Source organism: Pedobacter terrae (genome assembly GCF_900100705.1).
Lineage (GTDB): Bacteria > Bacteroidota > Bacteroidia > Sphingobacteriales > Sphingobacteriaceae > Pedobacter > Pedobacter terrae.
Genome location: NZ_FNCH01000026.1, coordinates 36033 through 57149, shown reverse-complemented (window position 1 = coordinate 57149; position 21117 = coordinate 36033). Strand labels below are relative to the sequence as shown.

9 protein-coding genes are annotated in these 21117 nt (G+C 41.2%); 6 read left to right on the top strand and 3 right to left on the bottom strand.

Annotated features, from left to right (window positions below; translation table 11 throughout):
• Positions 1–186: 186 nt before the first annotated feature.
• The 3 genes from BLR60_RS22085 to BLR60_RS22075 form a co-directional block, all read right to left on the bottom strand.
• Entirely contained in the window at positions 187–2241 is a 2055-nt protein-coding gene (locus BLR60_RS22085; RefSeq protein ID WP_090503919.1) for an alpha-glucuronidase, read from the bottom strand.
• Positions 2242–2321: 80 nt separating this feature from the next.
• Positions 2322–4949 (bottom strand): glycoside hydrolase family 3 protein, encoded by a 2628-nt coding sequence (locus BLR60_RS22080; protein WP_090503899.1) that lies wholly within the window; start codon positions 4947–4949, stop codon positions 2322–2324.
• Between the two features lie 384 nt (positions 4950–5333).
• The gene (locus BLR60_RS22075) at positions 5334–6422 is read right to left on the bottom strand and encodes an endo-1,4-beta-xylanase (RefSeq protein WP_090503896.1); all 1089 of its coding nucleotides are present in this window, start codon (positions 6420–6422) and stop codon (positions 5334–5336) included.
• Positions 6423–6715: 293 nt separating this feature from the next.
• On the opposite strand from BLR60_RS22075, the gene BLR60_RS22070 reads away from it, so the two are divergent.
• From BLR60_RS22070 to BLR60_RS22050, 6 genes are all read left to right on the top strand, one after another.
• Positions 6716–7816 (top strand): endo-1,4-beta-xylanase, encoded by a 1101-nt coding sequence (locus BLR60_RS22070; RefSeq protein WP_090503894.1) that lies wholly within the window; start codon positions 6716–6718, stop codon positions 7814–7816.
• Positions 7817–8024: 208 nt separating this feature from the next.
• Positions 8025–12200: a hybrid sensor histidine kinase/response regulator transcription factor gene (locus tag BLR60_RS22065; protein ID WP_090503891.1), complete on the top strand. Its 4176-nt coding sequence runs from the start codon at positions 8025–8027 to the stop codon at positions 12198–12200.
• Between the two features lie 222 nt (positions 12201–12422).
• Complete coding sequence (locus tag BLR60_RS24975) at positions 12423–12569, top strand: hypothetical protein (RefSeq protein WP_167354803.1); 147 nt, start codon at positions 12423–12425, stop codon at positions 12567–12569.
• Positions 12570–13145: 576 nt separating this feature from the next.
• Positions 13146–16319: a SusC/RagA family TonB-linked outer membrane protein gene (locus BLR60_RS22060; protein ID WP_090503889.1), complete on the top strand. Its 3174-nt coding sequence runs from the start codon at positions 13146–13148 to the stop codon at positions 16317–16319.
• A gap of 10 nt (positions 16320–16329) precedes the next feature.
• On the top strand, positions 16330–18213 hold the full coding sequence (locus BLR60_RS22055) for a RagB/SusD family nutrient uptake outer membrane protein (RefSeq protein ID WP_090503886.1): 1884 nt from the start codon (positions 16330–16332) through the stop codon (positions 18211–18213).
• Between the two features lie 17 nt (positions 18214–18230).
• Positions 18231–21116, top strand: a complete 2886-nt coding sequence (locus BLR60_RS22050) for a SusC/RagA family TonB-linked outer membrane protein (protein WP_244155724.1) — start codon at positions 18231–18233, stop codon at positions 21114–21116.
• Position 21117: the final 1 nt, after the last annotated feature.

The following is a 21117-nucleotide window of genomic DNA, read 5'->3' as shown; positions in this document are numbered from 1 at the left end:
TGTTTCACTTTCATTGATAGAATCCATTAGTAAAGTCGTCCTCTCGACCGAAGCAACACGAAGTGCCTGCCCGTACAGGCGGGGAGAGATCTATTGAAATAGATTTCTCGACTACGTTGCACTTTGCTCGAAATGACGAACTCGAAGTGTGAAATAAATCTTTAGGACATAATTCAACATGTATTCCTACTCATAATCCCGGCTTTTAGTCAGCTCCTTTAGCGATTGAAGATCGTGAACGGGGCGCTCAATCTCAAATGGAATTTCTCTTTTGCTAAACTGCTGGAAATAAAGCAAACAGGCGTCTTTCCAGATCTGGGCATCTCTGCTTTGCGTTCGCAGCTTAGATTGCACTTCTGCGAAACGTTCGCTGTCTATCGCTCCCTTCATTTTGTCCCAGTCTTTTTGAAAAGATCGAACCTGTTGAACGCCATGGTCATAACGGATGCATAGTTCCGTCCACAAATCTTTTCCATTTTTTAAACGGTAAGACCACGGCACATGATGAAACCAGAGCAGGTACATTTCCGGGCAGCTGGAGAGGTTATTAAAGGTTGAGCTTAAAGGCTCATGATATTGATCAACCGCATCACTTCCGCTACGGGTTCTGTCAAAACCTATCCCCAACGTGTCTGCCTTGTGGTAATAAACAGAGGTCCAGTCCGCACGGATTTTATCGTTAGAAAACCATGGTGCCGGCCCATAATGATGGCCCTCCGCAAAGATATGATGTAAACCCAATGGCATCATGTAATTAACGGCTGCCTCTCTGCTTTCCAACATTATTTCTTGAGTAGTTTTAACAAAGTTGGCGTTGGTTTTCTTTTCTTTATCATCTAGAAAAGTCTGTTTTATCCATTCCTCAGCAATTGTTTTGCTTTCGAGTTTGTTATTCCAGGCCAGGCGTCCGAATGCATACCAGTTTGCCTGGGCAAAAGTATGCCCGGTCCAGTTCACATCGTTGCCAATATTAGCTACACCTGCAATCGCGGTAAAGTCTGTTTTGCTTAGTGTGCCATCGGTGCAGGCAGCAACAGTACTGCCTTTTCCATTTTTATAGGTGTCGCTATTTAAACATTCTTCCCATAAGGTAGAGAGGAAAACAAGTTGTTTGGAGGCACCCAGATACTCTTGGGTAATCTGGAATTCAGGCATCACCGGAGTTTTCGACATGCCGCCAAATAATGGGCTAAAAGGTTCCCTGGGCTGGAAATCAAGCGGGCCATTTTTTACCTGTAAAATTACATTTTTCTTAAAGGCTCCATCCAGCGGTAAGAATTCTTTGTAGGCTTGTTTGGTCCTATCCTCCGGAGATGGGTTGTAAACAAAGGCGCGCCACATCACGATTCCATTAAAAGGAGCCAGGGCATCGGCCAGCATATTTGCACCATCCACATGAGTTCTTCCATAATCCTGCGGTCCGGGTTGTCCCTCACTGTTTGCTTTAACCAGAAATCCGCCGAAATCAGGGATCAGTTTATAAATTTCAGCCGCTTTATTTTTCCACCATTGTTTAACCTGAGGATCTAATGGATCTGCCTTTTTTAATTTGCCGATAAGGACCGGCGATGAAAAATTAACCGATAAGTAGGTTTTTATGCCATAAGGGCGAAGACTTTCTGCAATTGCCTTTACTTTTTCCAGGTAAGCCGGACTAAGTATTTTTACGGAGGCATTTACATTGTTTAAAACAGCACCGTTAATGCCTATGGATGCATTTGCCCTGGCATAAGCTTTCCACTTTTCCTGATCTTGATTCGTAATATCTAATCCATTTGCGGCATTGCCCCAAAATATCGAACTTCCGGCATAACCTCTCTCAATGCTGCCATCCAGGTTATCCCAATGGTTCAGGATTCTCCTGGAGTAGGAAGGATTTGAAATAAAGTTGCGTTGCGGCAGGTTAAGGTATTGGCGCCTCAACAATTCGTAGGTGCCATATAATAAACCCAGTTCTGTACGGGCATTGATCGCGGATTCTTCTAATTGAAATCCATCACCCTTAATCGATGGATTTTTGCTTAGGTTGAGTTTAATGTACATATTCTCCTTACCCAGCCAGCCTTTTTTGAGCTCTGCTATGGCGAGATCTACAGTAGCAGAGCGAACCGTGCTCGAAATATTAACTTTTACAGCAGAATGGTTTCGAAGCCATAGGGCATGGCCATCTTCTGCTTTTAATATTGATGCCTGGCTTATCATTAGCAACGCCACAATAATTATCCTTTTAATATTTGCCATTTTTCTTTTTATCATCATGTTTTATCCAATGCTTCAAAGTGTTTTATCATAGGGATTAAAAATTAGCTACTAATTATAGCTCAGTTAACCCTGATCACTTTTTTTATAATATTTCCGCTTTTTGTAGCCAGCTCATCTGGCTGGCTGCCACCGATAGCTAATGTAATGCTGCCTTTGTAAAATTGTTTTGACCCGTTCTGGTCAACATAAGCGAGCTCAGTGGCTTTTAAACTGAATTTAACCAGTTTACTTTCTCCAGGTTCAAGACTAATGCGCTTAAAGCCTTTTAAAGCCTTGGTTGCTGATTTGATCGATTTCTGGTTATTGAGTTGATATAATTGAACAACCTCATCACTCCTGAAACTTCCCTTATTGCTCACCTTAACCGATATTTCCATTCCTTTTCCTGCTTTCAATACCGCAGGAGCAACACATTTTTCATATAAAAAAAAAGAATAGCTCAGTCCATAACCAAATCCATAAAGTGGTTTACCTTTAAAATAACGGTAAGTTCTATTGCTCATGCTGTAATCGCTGAAATCGCCAAGATCCTTGTCACTCGCGTAAAAGGTAACGGGTAAGCGTCCGGATGGGCTGTAATCTCCAAAAAGAATATCGGCTACGGCTTCACCTGTGGCCTGGCCGCCATACCAGGCGTTCAGAATAGCCGGAATGTTCTCCGCTTCCCAGGGAATGGCGATGGCGCTGCCGGTCATCATCACAAAAACAACGGGTTTTCCACTCTCTTTGAGCGATTTCATCAAAGCTGTCTGAACAGCAGGCAACATGATGGATGTTCTGTCTCCACCGCTAAATCCCGGATAATCTACCCGCATTTCTTCTCCTTCCAGTTGAGGAGAAATTCCACCTACAAATACAAAGGCATCAGCATCTGCATGGGTTTTGGTGAGTGCATTGAAATCAGTTTTGACAAAGGTACCCGCCTTTAAGTGGACGTTAGCACTACCTTCGCCTTGCCAGTATTCTACAACCAGATTGTAGACCGAATCTTTTACAGTCTCTAATTTATAAGTTTTAGCCCCCCATCTATTCCTCGACCAGGCGTCAATCACATTTTTACCGTTAATCATAAAACGATACCCGTCATCAGCATTCAATTCAAAAGTAATTGACCCTGTAGTGGATGGTTTAAATGTGGTACTGTATCTGGCAGAAAAACGATTGGCTGTTAGTTTATCGGCAATTTTCTCACCTTCCTGCCAATTGTTTTCAAGTTTAGGTTCTATCCTGGTTAAGACTGGGTTTCCTTCCAGTGAAATGTTGCTAAAATATTCTGACTTAAAGCCCTGAACGCCGTCAATTTTGTATTCGCTATTTAAATCCAGATAACTTAGCAGCGTATCGTTGGTGAAAGAAACAGCCTGCTGGTAAACAACCTCGGTCTGCTGACCAACTTTATCCCGGATGCCTTGTAAAACAGTGGTGATTTTGGAAGGAGTTCCATTATAATTCCCTAAGACTGAAATCGAATTATCCGCATTAGGCCCCAGTACAACGATTTTTTTGAGGGTCTTTTTTAAAGGCAGTGTATGTGATTCATTTCTAAGCAATACCATTGATTCGCGTGCCATTTTAAGGGCATGTGCTTTATGTTCGCTATTTTCAAGCACAGTAGCAGGGGTATTGGCATATTTAACCATCGAAGGCGGATCGAACATGCCTAGCCTGAAACGGATCATGAATAACCTTTTTACCGAAACGTCAATATCTTTTTCTTTAATTATTCCATTTTTTACAGCGGTGATCAACGCTTTATAAGCTTCTGTACCGCAATCCAGATCTGTTCCATGAAAAACAGCATCTGCTGCGGCCGATGCTGCATTTGGATGCGTTTTGTGGTTTTTATAAAAGTCGTCTATGGCCCAGCAATCAGAGGTTACGTAGCCCTTAAAGTTCCATTTCCTGCGCAGAATATCAGTCATTAAAAGATCGTTAGCGCAACAAGGCTGGCCTTGATAAGCGTTATAAGCGCACATTACACCTGCAACTTTGGATTGTGTAACCAGTTTTTCAAATGCAGGCAAATAGGTATCCCACAGATCAAAAGCACTCACTGTAGTATTAAAAACATGTCGAAGCGGCTCCGGACCGCTGTGTACCGCATAATGCTTGGCACAAGCTGCTGCCTTTAGGTATTTTAGATCATCACCTTGCAAACCCCTTACAAAAGCATCTCCCAAGGTGCCTGTTAGATAAGGATCTTCACCGTAGGTTTCCTGACCTCTTCCCCAGCGCGGATCCCGAAAAATATTAATGTTTGGTGTCCAGTAGGTTAAGCCCAAATAGCGTTCATTTGTTCTTCCCAGCGCTACTGCCTTGTTGTAAATAGCCCTTCCCTCTAAAGCAGAGTAGTCGGCCATTTTATACAGCGCAGCCGGATCAAAGGTTGCAGCCATGGCAATGGCCTGGGGGAAAACAGTGACTTTGAAGGGCGTTCTGGCCACTCCGTGTAAGGTTTCGTTCCACCAGTCGTATGCAGGGATTTTAAAGCGGGGAATCGCCGGTGCAGCGTTAAGCATTTGCATAACCTTTTCATCCAGGGTGAGTCTTGAAACCAAATCCTCTACCCGCTTTTCAAATGGAAGCTTGTAGTCTTGAAATGGATACTCCTGGGCATTGACCAAACCGCAGAAATTGCAGAAAAGGATTGCAAGAAATAATTTTTTGGGGTAGTGGTGTTTTCTCATAATTGCGATGCTAAAAGCTCAGTGTTAAGAATTTTTTTGTATCTTATTTGCAGATTATAAAAAAGATTCCGATGAATTAGATTTATCTGGTTAATGGTGCCTGTATATAGACGTAAAGCTTTTTTAAAATTAAATAAATTTATATCGTATTTCAGGCTGAGTTTAGTCGAAGACCATTTTAACGCATCAATAAAGTACTTCGATTACGCTACCATTAGCAGAATCCCTAAAAAAGCCGTTTCGCAATGACGATCCTCTTGGAGGCTTATTTTTATTAAATACTTCTGTCACTCATCTTGATTTTTATACAATAAATTATTCCTCAGTAAGACTGTAAAAGATCATTTTTTTATTTGTTCCAACGCCGCGAAGCAAACTTATTAGCTAAAATTTTGTCACCTCATAAAATGCTTTTTTAGGCATCAGATTTTGATCAAATAACAGCGGGTAATTTTTCCGGCCACGGTTATCCAGCCAGCTGTACTTGTCTGATAAATTCCAGAAAGTTACACCTGTAATGTTAGTTTTATATTTGCGCAACACTTCAAAAATCATTTTATATTGTTGGAGCTGCTTTTCTTCCATTTCAGGTGTAAATTGTTCTGTATTGCTACTTGTATTGCCCTGGATTAACCTTCCACCCTGGTTGCCACTATAAACCGATACATCTAATTCTGTAATCTGAATTTTAAGTCCTAAAGTAGAAAACAGGGCAATAGATTTTTCCAGTTCAGAGCGACTTGGATTATTCACAGACCAGTGTCCCTGTAATCCAATACCATGGATTGGAACACCCTTAGCCAGCAGCCCTTTGAGCATTTTGTAAATTTTCTCACGTTTTAGTGGCTGTTCCGTATTGTAATCGTTGTAAAACAGTTGGGCATTGGGATCTGCCTGGTGGGCGTATCTAAAAGCCATTTCCACAAAATCCTCGCCTGCAATCTCGTATAGCGGCGATTTTCTGAAATAGGCAGAATCATCTGCTATAACTTCGTTAACCACATCCCAGGCATATATATCTTTTTTATACCGGCTTACAACGGTATTAATGTGTTCCTTGAGCCTTTTTAATAAAACTTCCTTCGAAACCATATTCCCATCTTCGCCTTTAAACAACCAGCTTGGCGTTTGCTTGTGCCACACCAGGCAATGGCCACGTAGTTTTAGTCCGTTTAATCTGGCAAACGAAGCTATAGAGTCTGCCATTTTCCAATTGTAGGTGTCTTCCATGGGATGGATCGGACCCATTTTCATCACATTTTCAGCTGTAATACTGTTAAACTGGTTCAGAATCAAATTCCGCTTATCTCCACTAAGGTCCCAGGGGGTAACAGCCACACCGATGGGAAAATATTTTCGGTAATAGTCTTTCAAACCTTTAGTGCTTACTTCCTTGCTTTTATATGCGCTGAATATTATTCCAGTGATGAGCAGCAAGAAGGCCAGGTAAGGGATGATATTTGATTTTCTCATATTTGATTAGGTATGGCGGTAAAGTTGCAAAATCGTACGTTTTTTATACTTAACAAGCTTCTTATCGTCAATTTTAGGAAACAAATGTCTTGTAATGAATTTATGACATGTTTGCCACGACTGCTTATTGGGTTATTGATCCACTAATTTTTAGCTATTTGGTGCTTTTTTAAACATCTGTTGTTATTGTTTTGACAAATATGACTGCTGGTGTATTTACTTAGGTCTAAATTTACTGGATTTCTCGTCTAGCGTTTTAGATAAATCAAATTTTGCCATTCAACCAAATATAAATGCGTATAACTAAATTTCATATTGCCATCTTTACTATTGCTGTTTTTGCAGTTTTTTCCAGTTGCGGCAGTTATACTAAAGTTAAAAAAAGTAATCTGGGCCTCAAAGATTATTATCAGTCTTACTTTAACATTGGAGTAGCGGTTTCTACCCAAACCATTAAAGGTGAGCAAGGCGCATTGCTTTTAAAGGAATTTAATAGCATAACGCCAGAGAACGCAATGAAAATGCAACCTATTCATCCCCGTGAGGATGTTTATCATTGGGCTGAAGCCGATGCGCTGGTTAATTTTGCACATGATAACCGACTTAAAATAAGAGGCCATACCTTGTGCTGGCACGAGCAGGCGCCAGCCTGGATTTTCAAGAACAGTACTGGAGGGCGGGTAGATAAAAATCTATTGCTTAAACGGCTTAAAGACCATATTACAACAGTTGTGGGCAGATACAAGGGAAAGGTTTATGCATGGGATGTAGTTAATGAAGTGATTGGCGATGAGGATGATCAATATTTAAGGCCCTCTTTGTGGCAACAGATCTGTGGAGAGGAATTTATTGCCAAGGCATTTGAATATGCGCATGAGGCTGACCCTGATGCTTTGCTTTTTTATAATGACTATAATTCTGAGAGACCGGAAAAAAGAGCCAAAATTTACAAAATGCTGAAAACACTCGTCGATAATAAGGTACCTATTCACGGGGTAGGCTTGCAGGGACATTGGTCTATTTTTGAACCCAGCGAAACTGAATTGAGAGAATCTTTAAAGTTATATGCTTCCCTTGGCCTGCAGATTCAGATTACAGAACTGGATATGTCCATTTATCAATGGGAGAAAAATTTAAGGGCAAAGAAACCAGGTGAGCAAGACAGTCTCACTGCTACGCTCGAAAAAAAGCAAATTGACCAATATGCGCGGGTTTTTTCGATTTTCAGGGAATTTAAAAAGGAAATCAGCAGTGTAACTTTCTGGAATCTTTCTGATCGTTCCACATGGCTGGATCAATACCCGGTACCCGGAAGAAAAAATTATCCCTTACTCTTTGACCAAAATCTGCAAAGGAAAAAAGCCTATTGGGGTGTCGTTGATTTTAAGGAATAATCAGTTTTTTAACCTGAGAATGAAGAAAATATAGTGTTCAAGCGGTAATGATGCGATGAACCAAATTAGTTTTTTTATCTTACCGCCACTAAACCAAATAGAATCATGTATCCAGATAATTTTGAATTTTCCTTAGATTTTAGTGCATTATGTAGCACTTTAACGCCTTTGAAGTTTAAATTTTATTAATACAGAAAATCACAAAATTATGCTCAGAAGGTCTGCATATTTATTTCTAGTTCTACTTGTTGATGTGCTTTTTAATACTGGCCATGTTGTTGCACAGCCAAAAACGCAACAGCCTGAATTGCGTTTTACCTCGCTAACCTCTAAAAACGGTTTATCGTCTAACAATATCACCGTAATTTTTAAGGATCGTTACGGGTTGATGTGGTTTGGTACGGAAGATGGCTTAAATAAATTTGATGGCACTAACTTCACCACCTATAAATATCAGGCAAACGATTCTACGAGTATTCAGGCTAACGAGGTTAAGGCCATTCATGAAGACCGTAAAGGAAATCTTTGGTTTGGTACCAGTGGGGGTTCTCTTGCGCTTTTCGACAGAAGAAAAAATTCTTTCCTCAACTACCGTGCTTCAAATAGCACAACGGGTTTTAGTCATAGCCTCATCAGGTATATTACCAGCGATTATTTGGGTAAAATATGGGTGGCCACCTTTACCGGACTTGATGTTTTTGACCCAGAGACTAAAAAAGTTGCCAAGTTCCCAATCGCAGCCGCTCAGTCTGGTAAACTTCCGCCAGTAATGATTAACATCCTGATGGAAGATAGTAAACATAGGATGTGGGTGGGGACAGACGATGGATTATTTCTTTTTAACCGTAAAAATTCTTCTTTTATCCGGATTGGATCTGCAGCAGATAAACCTGTGCAACTGGCAGGAACCATGATAAAGTCTTTAGCTGAAGATGGTAACGGCGATATCTGGGTGGGTACAACCTCTGGCTTAAGTAGGCTTAAATCGGATGGTATGGGTTTTGATAACTACCAACATATTCCTGGTGATCCCAATTCACTGAGCGATAATATCGTACAAAGTATAGCCGTAGCGCCAAACGGTCAGTTATGGCTTGGTACCGAAGATGGACTTAATGTTTTTGATCCAGGTACAAAAAAGGTTAAGGTATACCGGCCAAATCCACGTAACCCTTATAGCTTAAGGGGAACCAGTGTGAAATACGTATACATCGATAAGGATGGCATCTATTGGCTAGGCTTATACCGCGAGGGAATTAATAAGTTTGATAGTAACCTTAACCTCTTTAACCTCATCAGGAGCAATGTATTTGATGTATATGGTTTAAATTCACCTGTGGTAACCTCATTTGCACCTAAAAACAATACCGAAATATATGTAGCTACTGAAGGTGGTGGATTAAGTATCTTTAACAGAAATACATCCCTGTTCCACAAAGTAGACCTGCAGAAACTGGGTTTACCCTCACGGACTACCCTCATGTCTGTATTTGCCAGTTCAGCTAAAAAACTCTATATGGGTACCTTTGGTTATGGCCTGATCGTGCTGGATTCAAATTTAACCAAAGCGACATCCTTTAGGAAAACAAATAAAGATCCTGGCCTTAATTCTGATGATGTATTTTGCATTACCCAGGATAAAAATGGCTTGATATGGGTAGGTACCAATGGCGGCGGAATCAACGTGATGGATGCTAGCCATAAGGTAGTTTTTAGGTATATCAGCAAAACACAGTCGCCCATAGACCGTAAACTTCCCCTTAATAATTATATCCGTTTTATTAAAGAAGACCGGTTTGCAAACATGTGGGTAGGTTCTCACGGTGCTGGCGTAGCCATGATTAGTGCTGATAAGACCATGATTAAACATTATAACGAACTTAATTCGGGACTAAAGGGCGATATTGCCCAGGCTTTTCTGGAAGATTCCAGAGGACGGATCTGGATCGGAACCGCTGGAGGTGGCTTGAATTTACTGGATCAGGAGACAAACAAGTTTATCAATTTTGCCGAACGCGAAGGTTTGGCAAGTGCTGTTGTAGATGCCATTGTAGAAGACGATAATCATAATCTTTGGTTAAGTACCAATAAAGGGATTAGCCGTTTCGATCCAAAAACCCGAAAATTTAGCAACTACGGTATATACAATGGCGTTCAGAACAATAACTTTATCAGGGGAGCAGTCCTGAAATGCAAAGACGGTGAAATATTTTTTGGTGGGGCAGAAGGGATGAACTATTTTAATCCGGCCGGATTTAGAAAAAACAAAAATGTTCCCGCTGTACTTTTTACCGAGCTAAAAATTTCAAATAATGTAATCGAAGCAAGCGAAGACGGACCGATAACCGACCATATTTCTGTTGCAAAACAAATCGATCTGGATTATAAGCAAAATTTTTCACTGAGTTTTGTGAGTGTAAATTATACTGCACCAGAACAAAACCGCTATAGTTACAAACTCGAAGGCTTTAATAAAGAATGGATTGATGCCGGTACAGTTAAAACCGTTTCTTATACCAATCTCGATCCGGGAGAATATATTTTCCATGTACGGGCAAGCAACAATGATGGCGTTTGGAATACCACTGAATCTTCTGTCAAGATCATTGTCCATCCACCATGGTGGAGAACCATATATGCTTATGCTTTTTACCTGCTGGCTATTGCCGGTACTTTGCTTTACATCCGTCACCGGGGCATCAAAAACCTGGAAAGAAAGTTTGCGTTGTTGCAGGAAAAAACAAAAATTGAACAGCAGATTCTGCAGGATAGAAAAGAGGCCGAGCGGTTACATGAACTGGATTCGTTAAAAATTAAATTTCTTACCAACCTCAGTCACGAGTTTCGCACGCCGCTTTCACTCATCCTGGGCCCAGTTGAGAAAATCCTTTCACAACAGGGAGATGAGGCTAAAAATGCTTCTCTTAAAATAGTAAAGCGCAATGCCCGCCGATTGCTCAACTTGGTGAACCAGATCCTCGATTTCCGTAAAATTGAAGAAAATGAACTTAAAATCAATAATGCTCCCGGCGAACTGGTTTCTTTTATTGCCGATGTAATCGAATCTTTCAACGATTTAAGCGAACGTAAATCTATAAACCTTTCCTTTCAAACCCAGTTTGATAGCTATCCAACGGAGTTTGACCATGATAAACTGGAACGGGTTTTATTCAACCTGCTTTCTAATGCCTTTAAATTTACTCCATCTGGTGGTACCATCACTGTTGATTTGAAAAGGACACCGCTTGACGGGCAGGAAGAGGCTGTTCTGATTACCGTCAGCGATACCGGAATTGGCATTAGTGAGGAAGAGCAACAGAAAGTATTTGAAAGGTTTTTCCAGGCCGATACCGAAGTTTCTATTCTTAACCAGGGAAGCGGGATCGGACTCTCTATCATTAAGGAATTTGTCAAAATCCAGGGGGGTACGATCGATTTACAAAGCGAGGTTGGAAAAGGTACACGTTTTATGATTGCCCTGCCTTTGCCATTGCTAGACCATATCGAAAAGCTTAATCTGGATTTTTCTAGTCCGGAAACACCTTTACAGGTTGAGGAAGAAATTTCAGATAAAGCCCTGAGCGAAACGGATGCGGAAATCCATACTATTCTTCTGGTAGAAGATAACCAGGACCTTCGGGAATACCTGAGAGATAATTTAAAGGCTCACTACCGTATTGTAGAAGCGGCCGACGGTAAAGAGGGTTGGCAAAAAACACTGGCAAACCATCCCGAACTGATTGTCAGCGATATTAGTATGCCAAATATGACCGGTATTGAACTATGTAAAAAAATAAAAGAAGATAAAAGGACCAAGCATATTCCCGTTATTCTGTTAACTGCGCTCACTGCAGAGCAGGAACAGTTAACCGGGCTTGAAATTGGTGCGAATGATTACCTCACCAAGCCATTTAATATCGATATCCTCAACATTAAAATCAAAAACCTTTTACTCCTTAACCGTACCCTGAAAAACACTTATACCAAGCAGATCAAGATGGAGACCGCTGAGATTTTAGTTGAATCGCACGGTGATAAATTACTTAAGAATATTCTGAAGTACATTGAAGAAAATATCAATAATTCACAACTGTCTGTTGAAGATTTAAGTAAAAATGTAGGAATGAGCAGGGGGTCGCTCTACCACAAAGTGCTGGAATTAACGGGTCTTTCACCGGTGGAATATATCCGCTCGGTAAAGCTCGATAAAGCTGCGGCTTTATTGGTTAAGAGCGACCTGAACATTTCACAGATTGCCTATCTGGTAGGCTTTGCCACACCAAACTATTTTGCCAAATCATTTAAGTTAAAATTCGGCATGCAACCTTCAGAATATTTAAACCTATACCGAAAGCCAGACCATGTTGCTGGTATGGAAAATTAGGAAATAGCTATTATGCAATCGATTGTAGTGAGGCAGTAAAAACGTTTTACTAAATATAATATCCTGATAATTTTGATTTTTAATCTCTTTTTATTGGTATAATGTGTTGATTATCATTAGTTTAATTTGAAAGAACATTTGTGTCTGATTTATGAACAAATCTTCTAACCTTCAAATTCGTTTTCGGGCTATGTTTGGATTAACCAAATAAAACTCCTAACCATGACTAATCAATTAATCAACTTCTATGAGGAAGGCCGATGCAATATTAACCCGATAAAAGGGATAACCCTGCTGGCAATGTTTAATCCATACCAACCCAATACTTCGGTTTGCTCACTTTTAATTCCATTAAGCGCTATTAACTAAACGCTTTGTAATGGGCTTGCAAGATAGATAGAAATAAGCCGCTGTTTAAATTCTTCAAGTAGCAAAGATTAAGTATGCCCCCGTTTTTAATGCTTTCATTTAGCGGATTGCATTGATCTATAAACAGATTAAAGCTGAAATCATCAACGCCATAATTTTTCAGCTGCTTGGGCTAAAGTTAACAGGAAAGAAGATTTACATACAGATAGGCATATACAGTAAAATAACAAACTATACGGAACTAACTATCCGTGCCTAAAATACCGGCGATAAAAATACTGAACCTAAATACGATTGGATGAAACCACCAACATAATAGCCGTTTTTAGACTTTATATGATCAAAATTTACCACATCGGGTAACTAATCATTATGGAAAAGAAAATCATCAGAGTTTTCTTCCTATTTACAAAAACACTAACCAAATATCTAAATGCTAAGAGATTTACTCAAAATCCCATTTAAGAGGGCTGCTTCCTTTCAAAACGTTTCATCGGGCATGAAATGTTTCAGAAAGCCCTATCGAAACAGCTGTCATCAATCTTACCCAACATGCTCAATAAATGATCTCGAAAAATGAAAAGAATTATACTATTGTATTTTGCTGGGGATAACCTGGTTTCCAAAAGGCAACTCTTTAAAAGATGTTGTTTAACAATGCTCACCTTAATGCTGACGATTAAAATAACATTTGCACAGCAGACCAAGGTAACCGGAACAATCTTTGATAATAAGCAAACCCCATTAATGGGTGCCACCGTTACTGTTAAAGGCACCAATATCCGTACCCAAACAGATATTGATGGCCGGTTTGTGATTAATGTACCTAATGATCGCCCAATTCTGGTCATTGGCTATGTGGGTATGGTCAGTAAAGAAGTTTCAGCAAAAGGAAAAAGCAACCTTAACGTTGTGCTTTCAGAAGATCAATCCTCCCTTAACGATGTGGTGGTAATTGGGTACGGTACACAGAAAAAAGCCAGTGTGGTAGCCGCCATTGCACAAACTACGGGTAAAGTATTGGAACGTGCAGGTGGCGTATCAAGCATAGGTGCTGCATTAACGGGTAATGTTCCGGGGGTGATCACTACCGCCAGTACAGGTATGCCCGGCGAGGAAGATCCTCAAATCCTGATCCGGGGTCGCAGTACCTGGAACAATACCGGTCCGCTTATTTTAGTAGATGGAATTGAACGCCCGATGAACAGTGTGGATATCGGTTCAGTAGAAACGGTATCTGTATTAAAAGATGCTTCTGCAACTGCGGTATTTGGGGTAAGAGGCGCCAATGGTGTAATCCTGATTACCACCAAACGTGGCCGTGAGGGGCAGGCATCTATCAGGGGTACCATCAATAACGTAATTAAATCTCCATCGCGTTTACCGGGAAAATACGATTCTTATGATGCCCTGACTATTAAGAACCAGGCTATTGAAAGTGAACTTTCCCTAAAACCTGAAAGCTGGGCCGATTATCTGCCACAAGCTACGATTAATAAATATCGTTACCCTGCAAATTTAGCAGAGTCGGAACGCTATCCCAATGTAAATTGGGACGAGGTACTGTTTAAAGATTACGCCCTGTCTAACAATGTAAACCTTAACATTTCGGGCGGAACGGCTAAAGTGAAATATTTTGCCAATGCCGATTACCTGTATGAAGGTGATTTGTTCCGCACCTTTAAAAACGATCGCGGTTACGAGCCAGGTTATGGTTTCAACAGGTTAAATGTGAGAAGCAACCTCGATTTTCAGCTCAGCAAATCCACGCTGTTTAAAGTAAATCTATCGGGTTCACGTGGTGTAAAGAAAAGTCCGTGGGGGAATTCAAACAGCGATTATTCCTATTGGATCTCCGCCTATTCTACTGCTCCCGATGTATTTATGCCGCAATATTCAGATGGTACATGGGGATATTATGCACCCAATGTGCAAAAAGGTTTAAACTCTGCCCGAAATCTGGCCGTTAGTGGTGTAGGTTATACCACAACGAGTAGAATTACGACTGATTTTACACTTGATCAGGATCTGGGTTCATTGGTAAAGGGTTTGAACTTCAAAGGTACCATCGCACTGGATAATACTTTTATCGAAGGAAACCGGGGAATTAATGACTTGTATAATGGTATACAAAGCAAATGGATTGATCCGAAAACCGGATTAACCACTTATGAGCAGGCATTTGACGGAACCAACCGCTTTGATTTTCAGAACGGCATCAACTGGACCACAAACGGCGGTACTGTGCAGGACTGGTCTACCCAACGCAGATTATTCTATCAGGCCCAACTCAATTACGCGGTAACATTAGGTACCAAACACAACATTACAGCTATGGGACTTTTTAACCGGAATGAAGTAGCTACAGGAAGTGAGATTCCAAACTACCGTGAAGACTGGGTATTCCGTACCACCTACAATTATGCCAATAAATATATGATCGAATATAACGGTGCATATAATGGTTCTGAAAAATTCAGTACGAAAAATCGTTTCGCCTTCTTTTCATCCGGAGGATTGGGCTGGATGCTGAGTGAAGAAAAATTTATGAAAGGCATCAAATTTTTGGATATGCTTAAATTACGTGCTTCATACGGAGCCATTGGTGATGATAATGTAAGCGGTCGGTGGCTTTATCTTACACAGTGGGCCTATGGCAGTCAGACCAAACTCGGTGTAACCGGCGAGGGTTCTGAATTAAGTCCTTATACCTGGTATAAAATATCGGCGCTGGGTAATCCGGATGTGCACTGGGAAAAAGTAAAGAAAACCAATTTTGGTGTAGATTATAGTTTCCTTAAAGGTATGTTTACCGGAAAGGTTGACTTTTTCCGCGACCGCCGTACCGATATCCTGATTCTAGGTGGCAACCGTGCCATTCCTTCTTATTTTGGTGTGGATGCACCTGTGGCCAACCTGGGCATTGTACAAAACAAAGGTTATGAACTCGAGCTGGCTTTTAACAAAAGATTAGGACAGAACTGGAGACTTTGGGCCAACATCAACTATACCCATGCAAAGGATAAGGTAATCGAAGCTGATGATGCAGAATTGTTACCGGAATACCAAAAAAGGGCCAATAAACAAATCAGCCAGAGTTATTCGTATGTAAGTGCAGGAAATTACAATACCTGGGATGAACTTTATGGTAGCACCATTCACGATAATAACGACGGACAAAAATTACCGGGCAATTATTATATCATCGATTATAATGGAGATGGTATTATCGATTCAAAAGATAATATTCCTTATGGCTTTCCATCAAATCCGCAAAATACCTACAATGCCACCATTGGCATAGACTGGAAAGGTTTCAGTCTGTTTGTTCAGCTTTATGGCGTAAACAATGTAACCCGTCAGGTGGTATTCGGCAGTTTAGCCGGCCAGAACCATCTGGTGTATAACGAGGGGTCTTACTGGACCAAAGATAACCCTAATGCAGATGTGCCATTGCCGAGATGGTTATCTACCGCCAGTGGTTATACTTCAGGTAACCGCTACATGTACGACGGATCTTACATCCGTTTAAAAAATGCAGAATTGGCTTACACCTTCGAAAAAAGCAAAAGCTTTATCAAACGTATCGGTATGGAATCGTTGCGGGTATATGTAAACGGAAACAACCTGTATGTATGGACCAAAATGCCTGATGACCGGGAATCCAATTTTGCCGGAACCGGCTGGGCATCGCAAGGTGCTTATCCAACTGTAAAGCGATTTAACATTGGGGCCAACATTACTTTTTAATGCGACAATCATGAAAAAATATATCAAAACGTTAGTATGTTGTACCATTATCTGGTCGACAGTATCCCTTTCTTCGTGTGAAAAATACCTGGATAAAGCCGATGAAACCGTGATTTCGGAAAAAGAGGCTTTTAAGAATTTTGTTAATTTTCAGGGCTACACCGAAGAACTTTACAACTGTATTGTAAATTTTAGTACAAACTACTGGACCAACTCCTGGAATTGGGGTGAAGACGAGATCACTTCAACTGCAGGGAACTTTCATTTTATCCATAAAATAGACGATGGAAATTTCTGGGGCTGGCAAGCTGAATTTGATGGCTGGGGTTCGGGTTGGATGAACCATAATAATTTTAGCACCAATAACGACCGTTTTAACAAAGATCTTTGGAAAGCGGCCTGGTATGGAATCAGCAAAGTAAACATGGGGCTGGCCAATATGGATAAGATGACAGATGCCACTGATGAGGAAAAAAACCTCATCAAAGGGCAACTGTTGTTTTTCCGCGGTTGGTTTCACCATAGGCTGATGGAATATTTTGGTGGCTTACCTTATATAGATACCGTTTTACCTACCGATTCAAAGCTAAATCTTCCCCGCTTAAGCTATAAAGCATGTGCAGACAAAGCAGCTGCAGATTTCAGGGCTGCTGCAGATATTTTACCCATTAATTGGGATAATACCACGGCTGGTAAACGTACATTGGGTAAAAACGCATTGCGGATCAATAAAATCATGGCTTTGGGCTACCTCGGTAAAAATTACCTGTGGGCAGGGAGTCCGCTGATGAATTTTGAATCGACCGGCAGCAAGACTTACAATGCGGAATACTGTAAAAAAGCAGCAGCTGCATTTGGCGAACTGCTTACCCTTACCGAAAGTGGTACTACGCAGTATGCACTGGTAGATTTCAAAAACTATTACCGTAATTTTTACACCAGCGGACAAAACTGGGATTTACCTGGAAGTACAGAAGCCATATTCCGTGGTCCGTTTTTCAGTGCCAATAATTCAAACTGGGGAACCAGTAAGCAATACACACCGGTAGTAATTTCAGAAGGCGACCTAAAGTTTACGCCTACAGCTAATTATGTAGATTATTATGGTATGGCCAATGGCTTGCCGATCCAGGATATTACCAAGGCCGACAGTGAATCGGGTTACAATCCGGAATACCCATGGAAAGGAAGGGATCCGAGGTTTTACAATGATATCGTTTTTGACGGTGTAAAATTTGTACAGGGTGCAATGGGTGCCAGTGATGAAAAAAACAGGTATGCCAATTTATACACCAGCGGAAGTTACAGGGATGTAAGTACCGGAAGCAGAACTGGTTACGTTTTACGTAAATTTATTCCGATCACCGCTAATAAATATGACAATGGTTATTCGTATGGCAATAGCCTTCATATTTATGTTCCTTACATGCGTTTGGCCGATGTATACCTGATGTATGCTGAAGCTGCACTGATGGGATACAATTCACCTACAGGTAAAGACCCTGGTTTTTCTAAAACAGCTGTTGATGCCATCAACGTGATCCGCACCAGAGCCGGAGTAGCGAACGTAGCCAATAAATTCCTCAGTTCTGTAGATGGATTTTTAGGTGAAGTAAGAAGGGAGCGTGCCGTAGAATTATCATTTGAGGGCCATCGCTTTAACGATCTACGCCGCTGGTTACTATTGATTGAGAAACCATACACTTTAAAAACATCACTTGAGTTTGACCGTAGCGGAACTTTCAGTACTACTGATCCTACCGCTAACCGGGTGGTAAACCTAAAAGAGGTGGTGATTCTGGAGCGGAAGTTTAGTCAGAAACATTACTGGCTGCCACTCAAAAATGCCGATGTGAACATGTATGCAGATTTTAAACAAAATCCAGGCTGGTAAGGTGTAAACTAATTCAAATGAATGAAATGAAACAGATCAAGATAATATTAGCCTTTTGCCTCGCCATTGCCTTTTTACTGCCGGCAGCAGGTTCAGCGCAAACCACCAGGCAGATCAGAAAAAACAATAAATCCGTTATTAAAAACGAAAATCGCCTGCCGGAAGATACCACATTTATAATGCCTCAGGCAGATTCTGTACAGGTTGCATTCAGGAAAGTGGCTAAACGCGACCTTTTAGGTGATGTTTCCACAGTGAACCTTTCTCAATTGATGGAGAAAAACTATGCAACCTCGAGTCTTGAAAATTTGGATGCCCTTTTACCGGGTTTTAATGGTAGCATTTGGGGAATGGGTGGCTACCTCGTACTGGTAGATGGAATTCCGAGAGATATCAATAACATTATGCCAACGGAAATCGACCAGATTTCGGTACTCAAAGGCGTTAATGCGGTTGCGTTATACGGTAGCCGTGCAGCTAAGGGCGTATTATACATTACCACCAAAAGAGGCGGTAATTATGAACAAAAAGTAAATGTAAGGGCAAATACCGGTTTAAATGTTCCAAAAGGCTATCCGCAATTCCTGGGTTCTGCTGAATATATGAGCTTATATAATGAAGCGCGTAGAAATGACGGTTTGCCGGATCTTTATACGCAGCAAACCATGTACAATTATGCTTCCGGAACAAATCCTTACCGTTACCCTAACGTAGATTACTATTCTTCAGATTATCTGAGAAACAGCTATGGAAGAAACGACGTGACCGCAGAAATTTCAGGTGGAAACAACCGCACGCGTTATTACACCAACATCGGCTATTGGTCTGTAGGTTCGCTACTGAACTTTGGTGAAGCCGTAAAAAACAGCGGTGCCAACCGGTTCAATGTACGTGGAAATATCGATGTAAAACTGAATAAGATTATTTCGTTAAATGTAGATGCTACGGCAAGTTTCTATACAGGCAAAGGCATAAATACCGATTATTGGGGCAGTGCAGCAACGGTTCGGCCTTACCGTTTTGCACCACTTATTCCCATTAGTATGATAGAGCCTGGTGATGCAGCATCACTTGCACAAGCCAATAACAGCAACAACATCATTAATGGCAGCTACCTGTTGGGTGGGAGCCAATTGGATCAGACGAATAGTTTCGCCAGCATTTACGCAGGGGGCTATAACCGTAATGTATCCCGTCAGTTCCAGTTTAATACCGGGATAAATTTTGATCTCAACAGCTTAATGCAGGGATTGAGCTTTAAAACCATGCTTGCCGTTGATTATTCCAGTTCTTTCAATCAATCTTACAACAATACCTATTCAGTTTACGAAGCGGCCTGGAACAATTATGCCGGCATTGATCAGATTTCGGGTTTAACGAAGTATGGTATTGATGCCAGATCGGGTGTACAGAATGTAAGTGGAAGTGCCTACCGCCAAACCATTTCTTTCTCTGGTCAGTTTAATTATGCCCGTACTTTTAAGCAAAAGCATAACGTTACCGGATCATTGCTGGGTTATGGCTTTAACATCAGCGAATCTGCGGTTTATCATGCTACCAACAATGCCAATCTTGGCTTACAACTGGGCTATAACTATGATCACCGCTACTATGCTGATTTCAGTGGTGCCTACGTATATTCAGCAAAATTACCGGTAGCCAACCGCGGTGCATTCTCGCCAACACTATCTTTAGGATGGCGGTTAAGCGAGGAGCCATTCCTTAAAAACTCGGAGTTTGTTGATCTGTTAAAGGTTACGGCTTCTGCAGGCATTCTGAATACCGATCTTGATATTAACAATTATAACCTTTACCAGGGCTACTATACTTATAACGATGCGGCCTGGTACAGTTGGCGTGATGGCGGACTGGTACATACCTTTGACCGCAGGAGAGGGGATAATCCTAATTTAAAGTTTCCGCAGAGAAGAGAAATTAATATCGGCCTGGAAGGATCATTATATAAAAACCTGATCAACTTTACAGCTTCTGCATTTTTCAGTCAAATGCGCGGCAATGTAGTACAGCCAGGTGTACTTTATCCTTCCTATCTTACTACAGGATTTCCGGTATATTCAGATATCCCTTATGTAAATTACGATAATGATCAGCGCAGCGGATTCGATTTTGGCATCAGGATGAATAAAAGAATCGGAGAAGTAGATTGGACTCTGGGGGTAACCGGTACCTATTACGATACCAAAGCGACCAAACGTGCCGAATCTTACCAGTTTGATTACCTGAACCGCACGGGAAAACCACTTGATGCACTTTGGGGGCTGCAGAGTAATGGATTTTTTACCAGTACTGCTGATATAGCTGCTTCGCCCGCCCAGTCTTTTGGCCAGGTTAAACCCGGAGATTTAAAATACAAAGACCAGAATGGCGATGGTATTATTGATACAAGGGATGAAGTTTACCTGGGTAAAGGTGGGTGGATGGGAGCACCAATGACCTTGGGTATTAACCTGACTGCGAAATGGAAAAATTTAACGCTTTTTGTATTGGGAACCGGCCGTTATGGCGCCAAAGCCATGAAAAACAGCAGTTATTTCTGGGTAGATGGCGAGGATAAATATTCGGTAGTGGTTAGAGACCGCTGGACTCCTGAAACACAAGCTACAGCGACCTATCCACGGTTAACCACAGCAAACAGCGATAATAATTTCCGCTCTTCAGACTTCTGGCTGTACAGCACCAACCGTTTTGATCTGTCGAAAGTGCAGTTATCTTACCAGTTTCCGGCTAACCTGTTTCGTAACGGATTCGTAAAGGAATTAGGTATTTATGCCAGCGGTATGAACCTGCTTACCATCTCGCCAGAACGTGAAATACTGGAACTTAACGTCAATACCTCACCTCAAACCCGGTTTTATAACCTCGGCGTAAAGGCTTTGTTTTAAC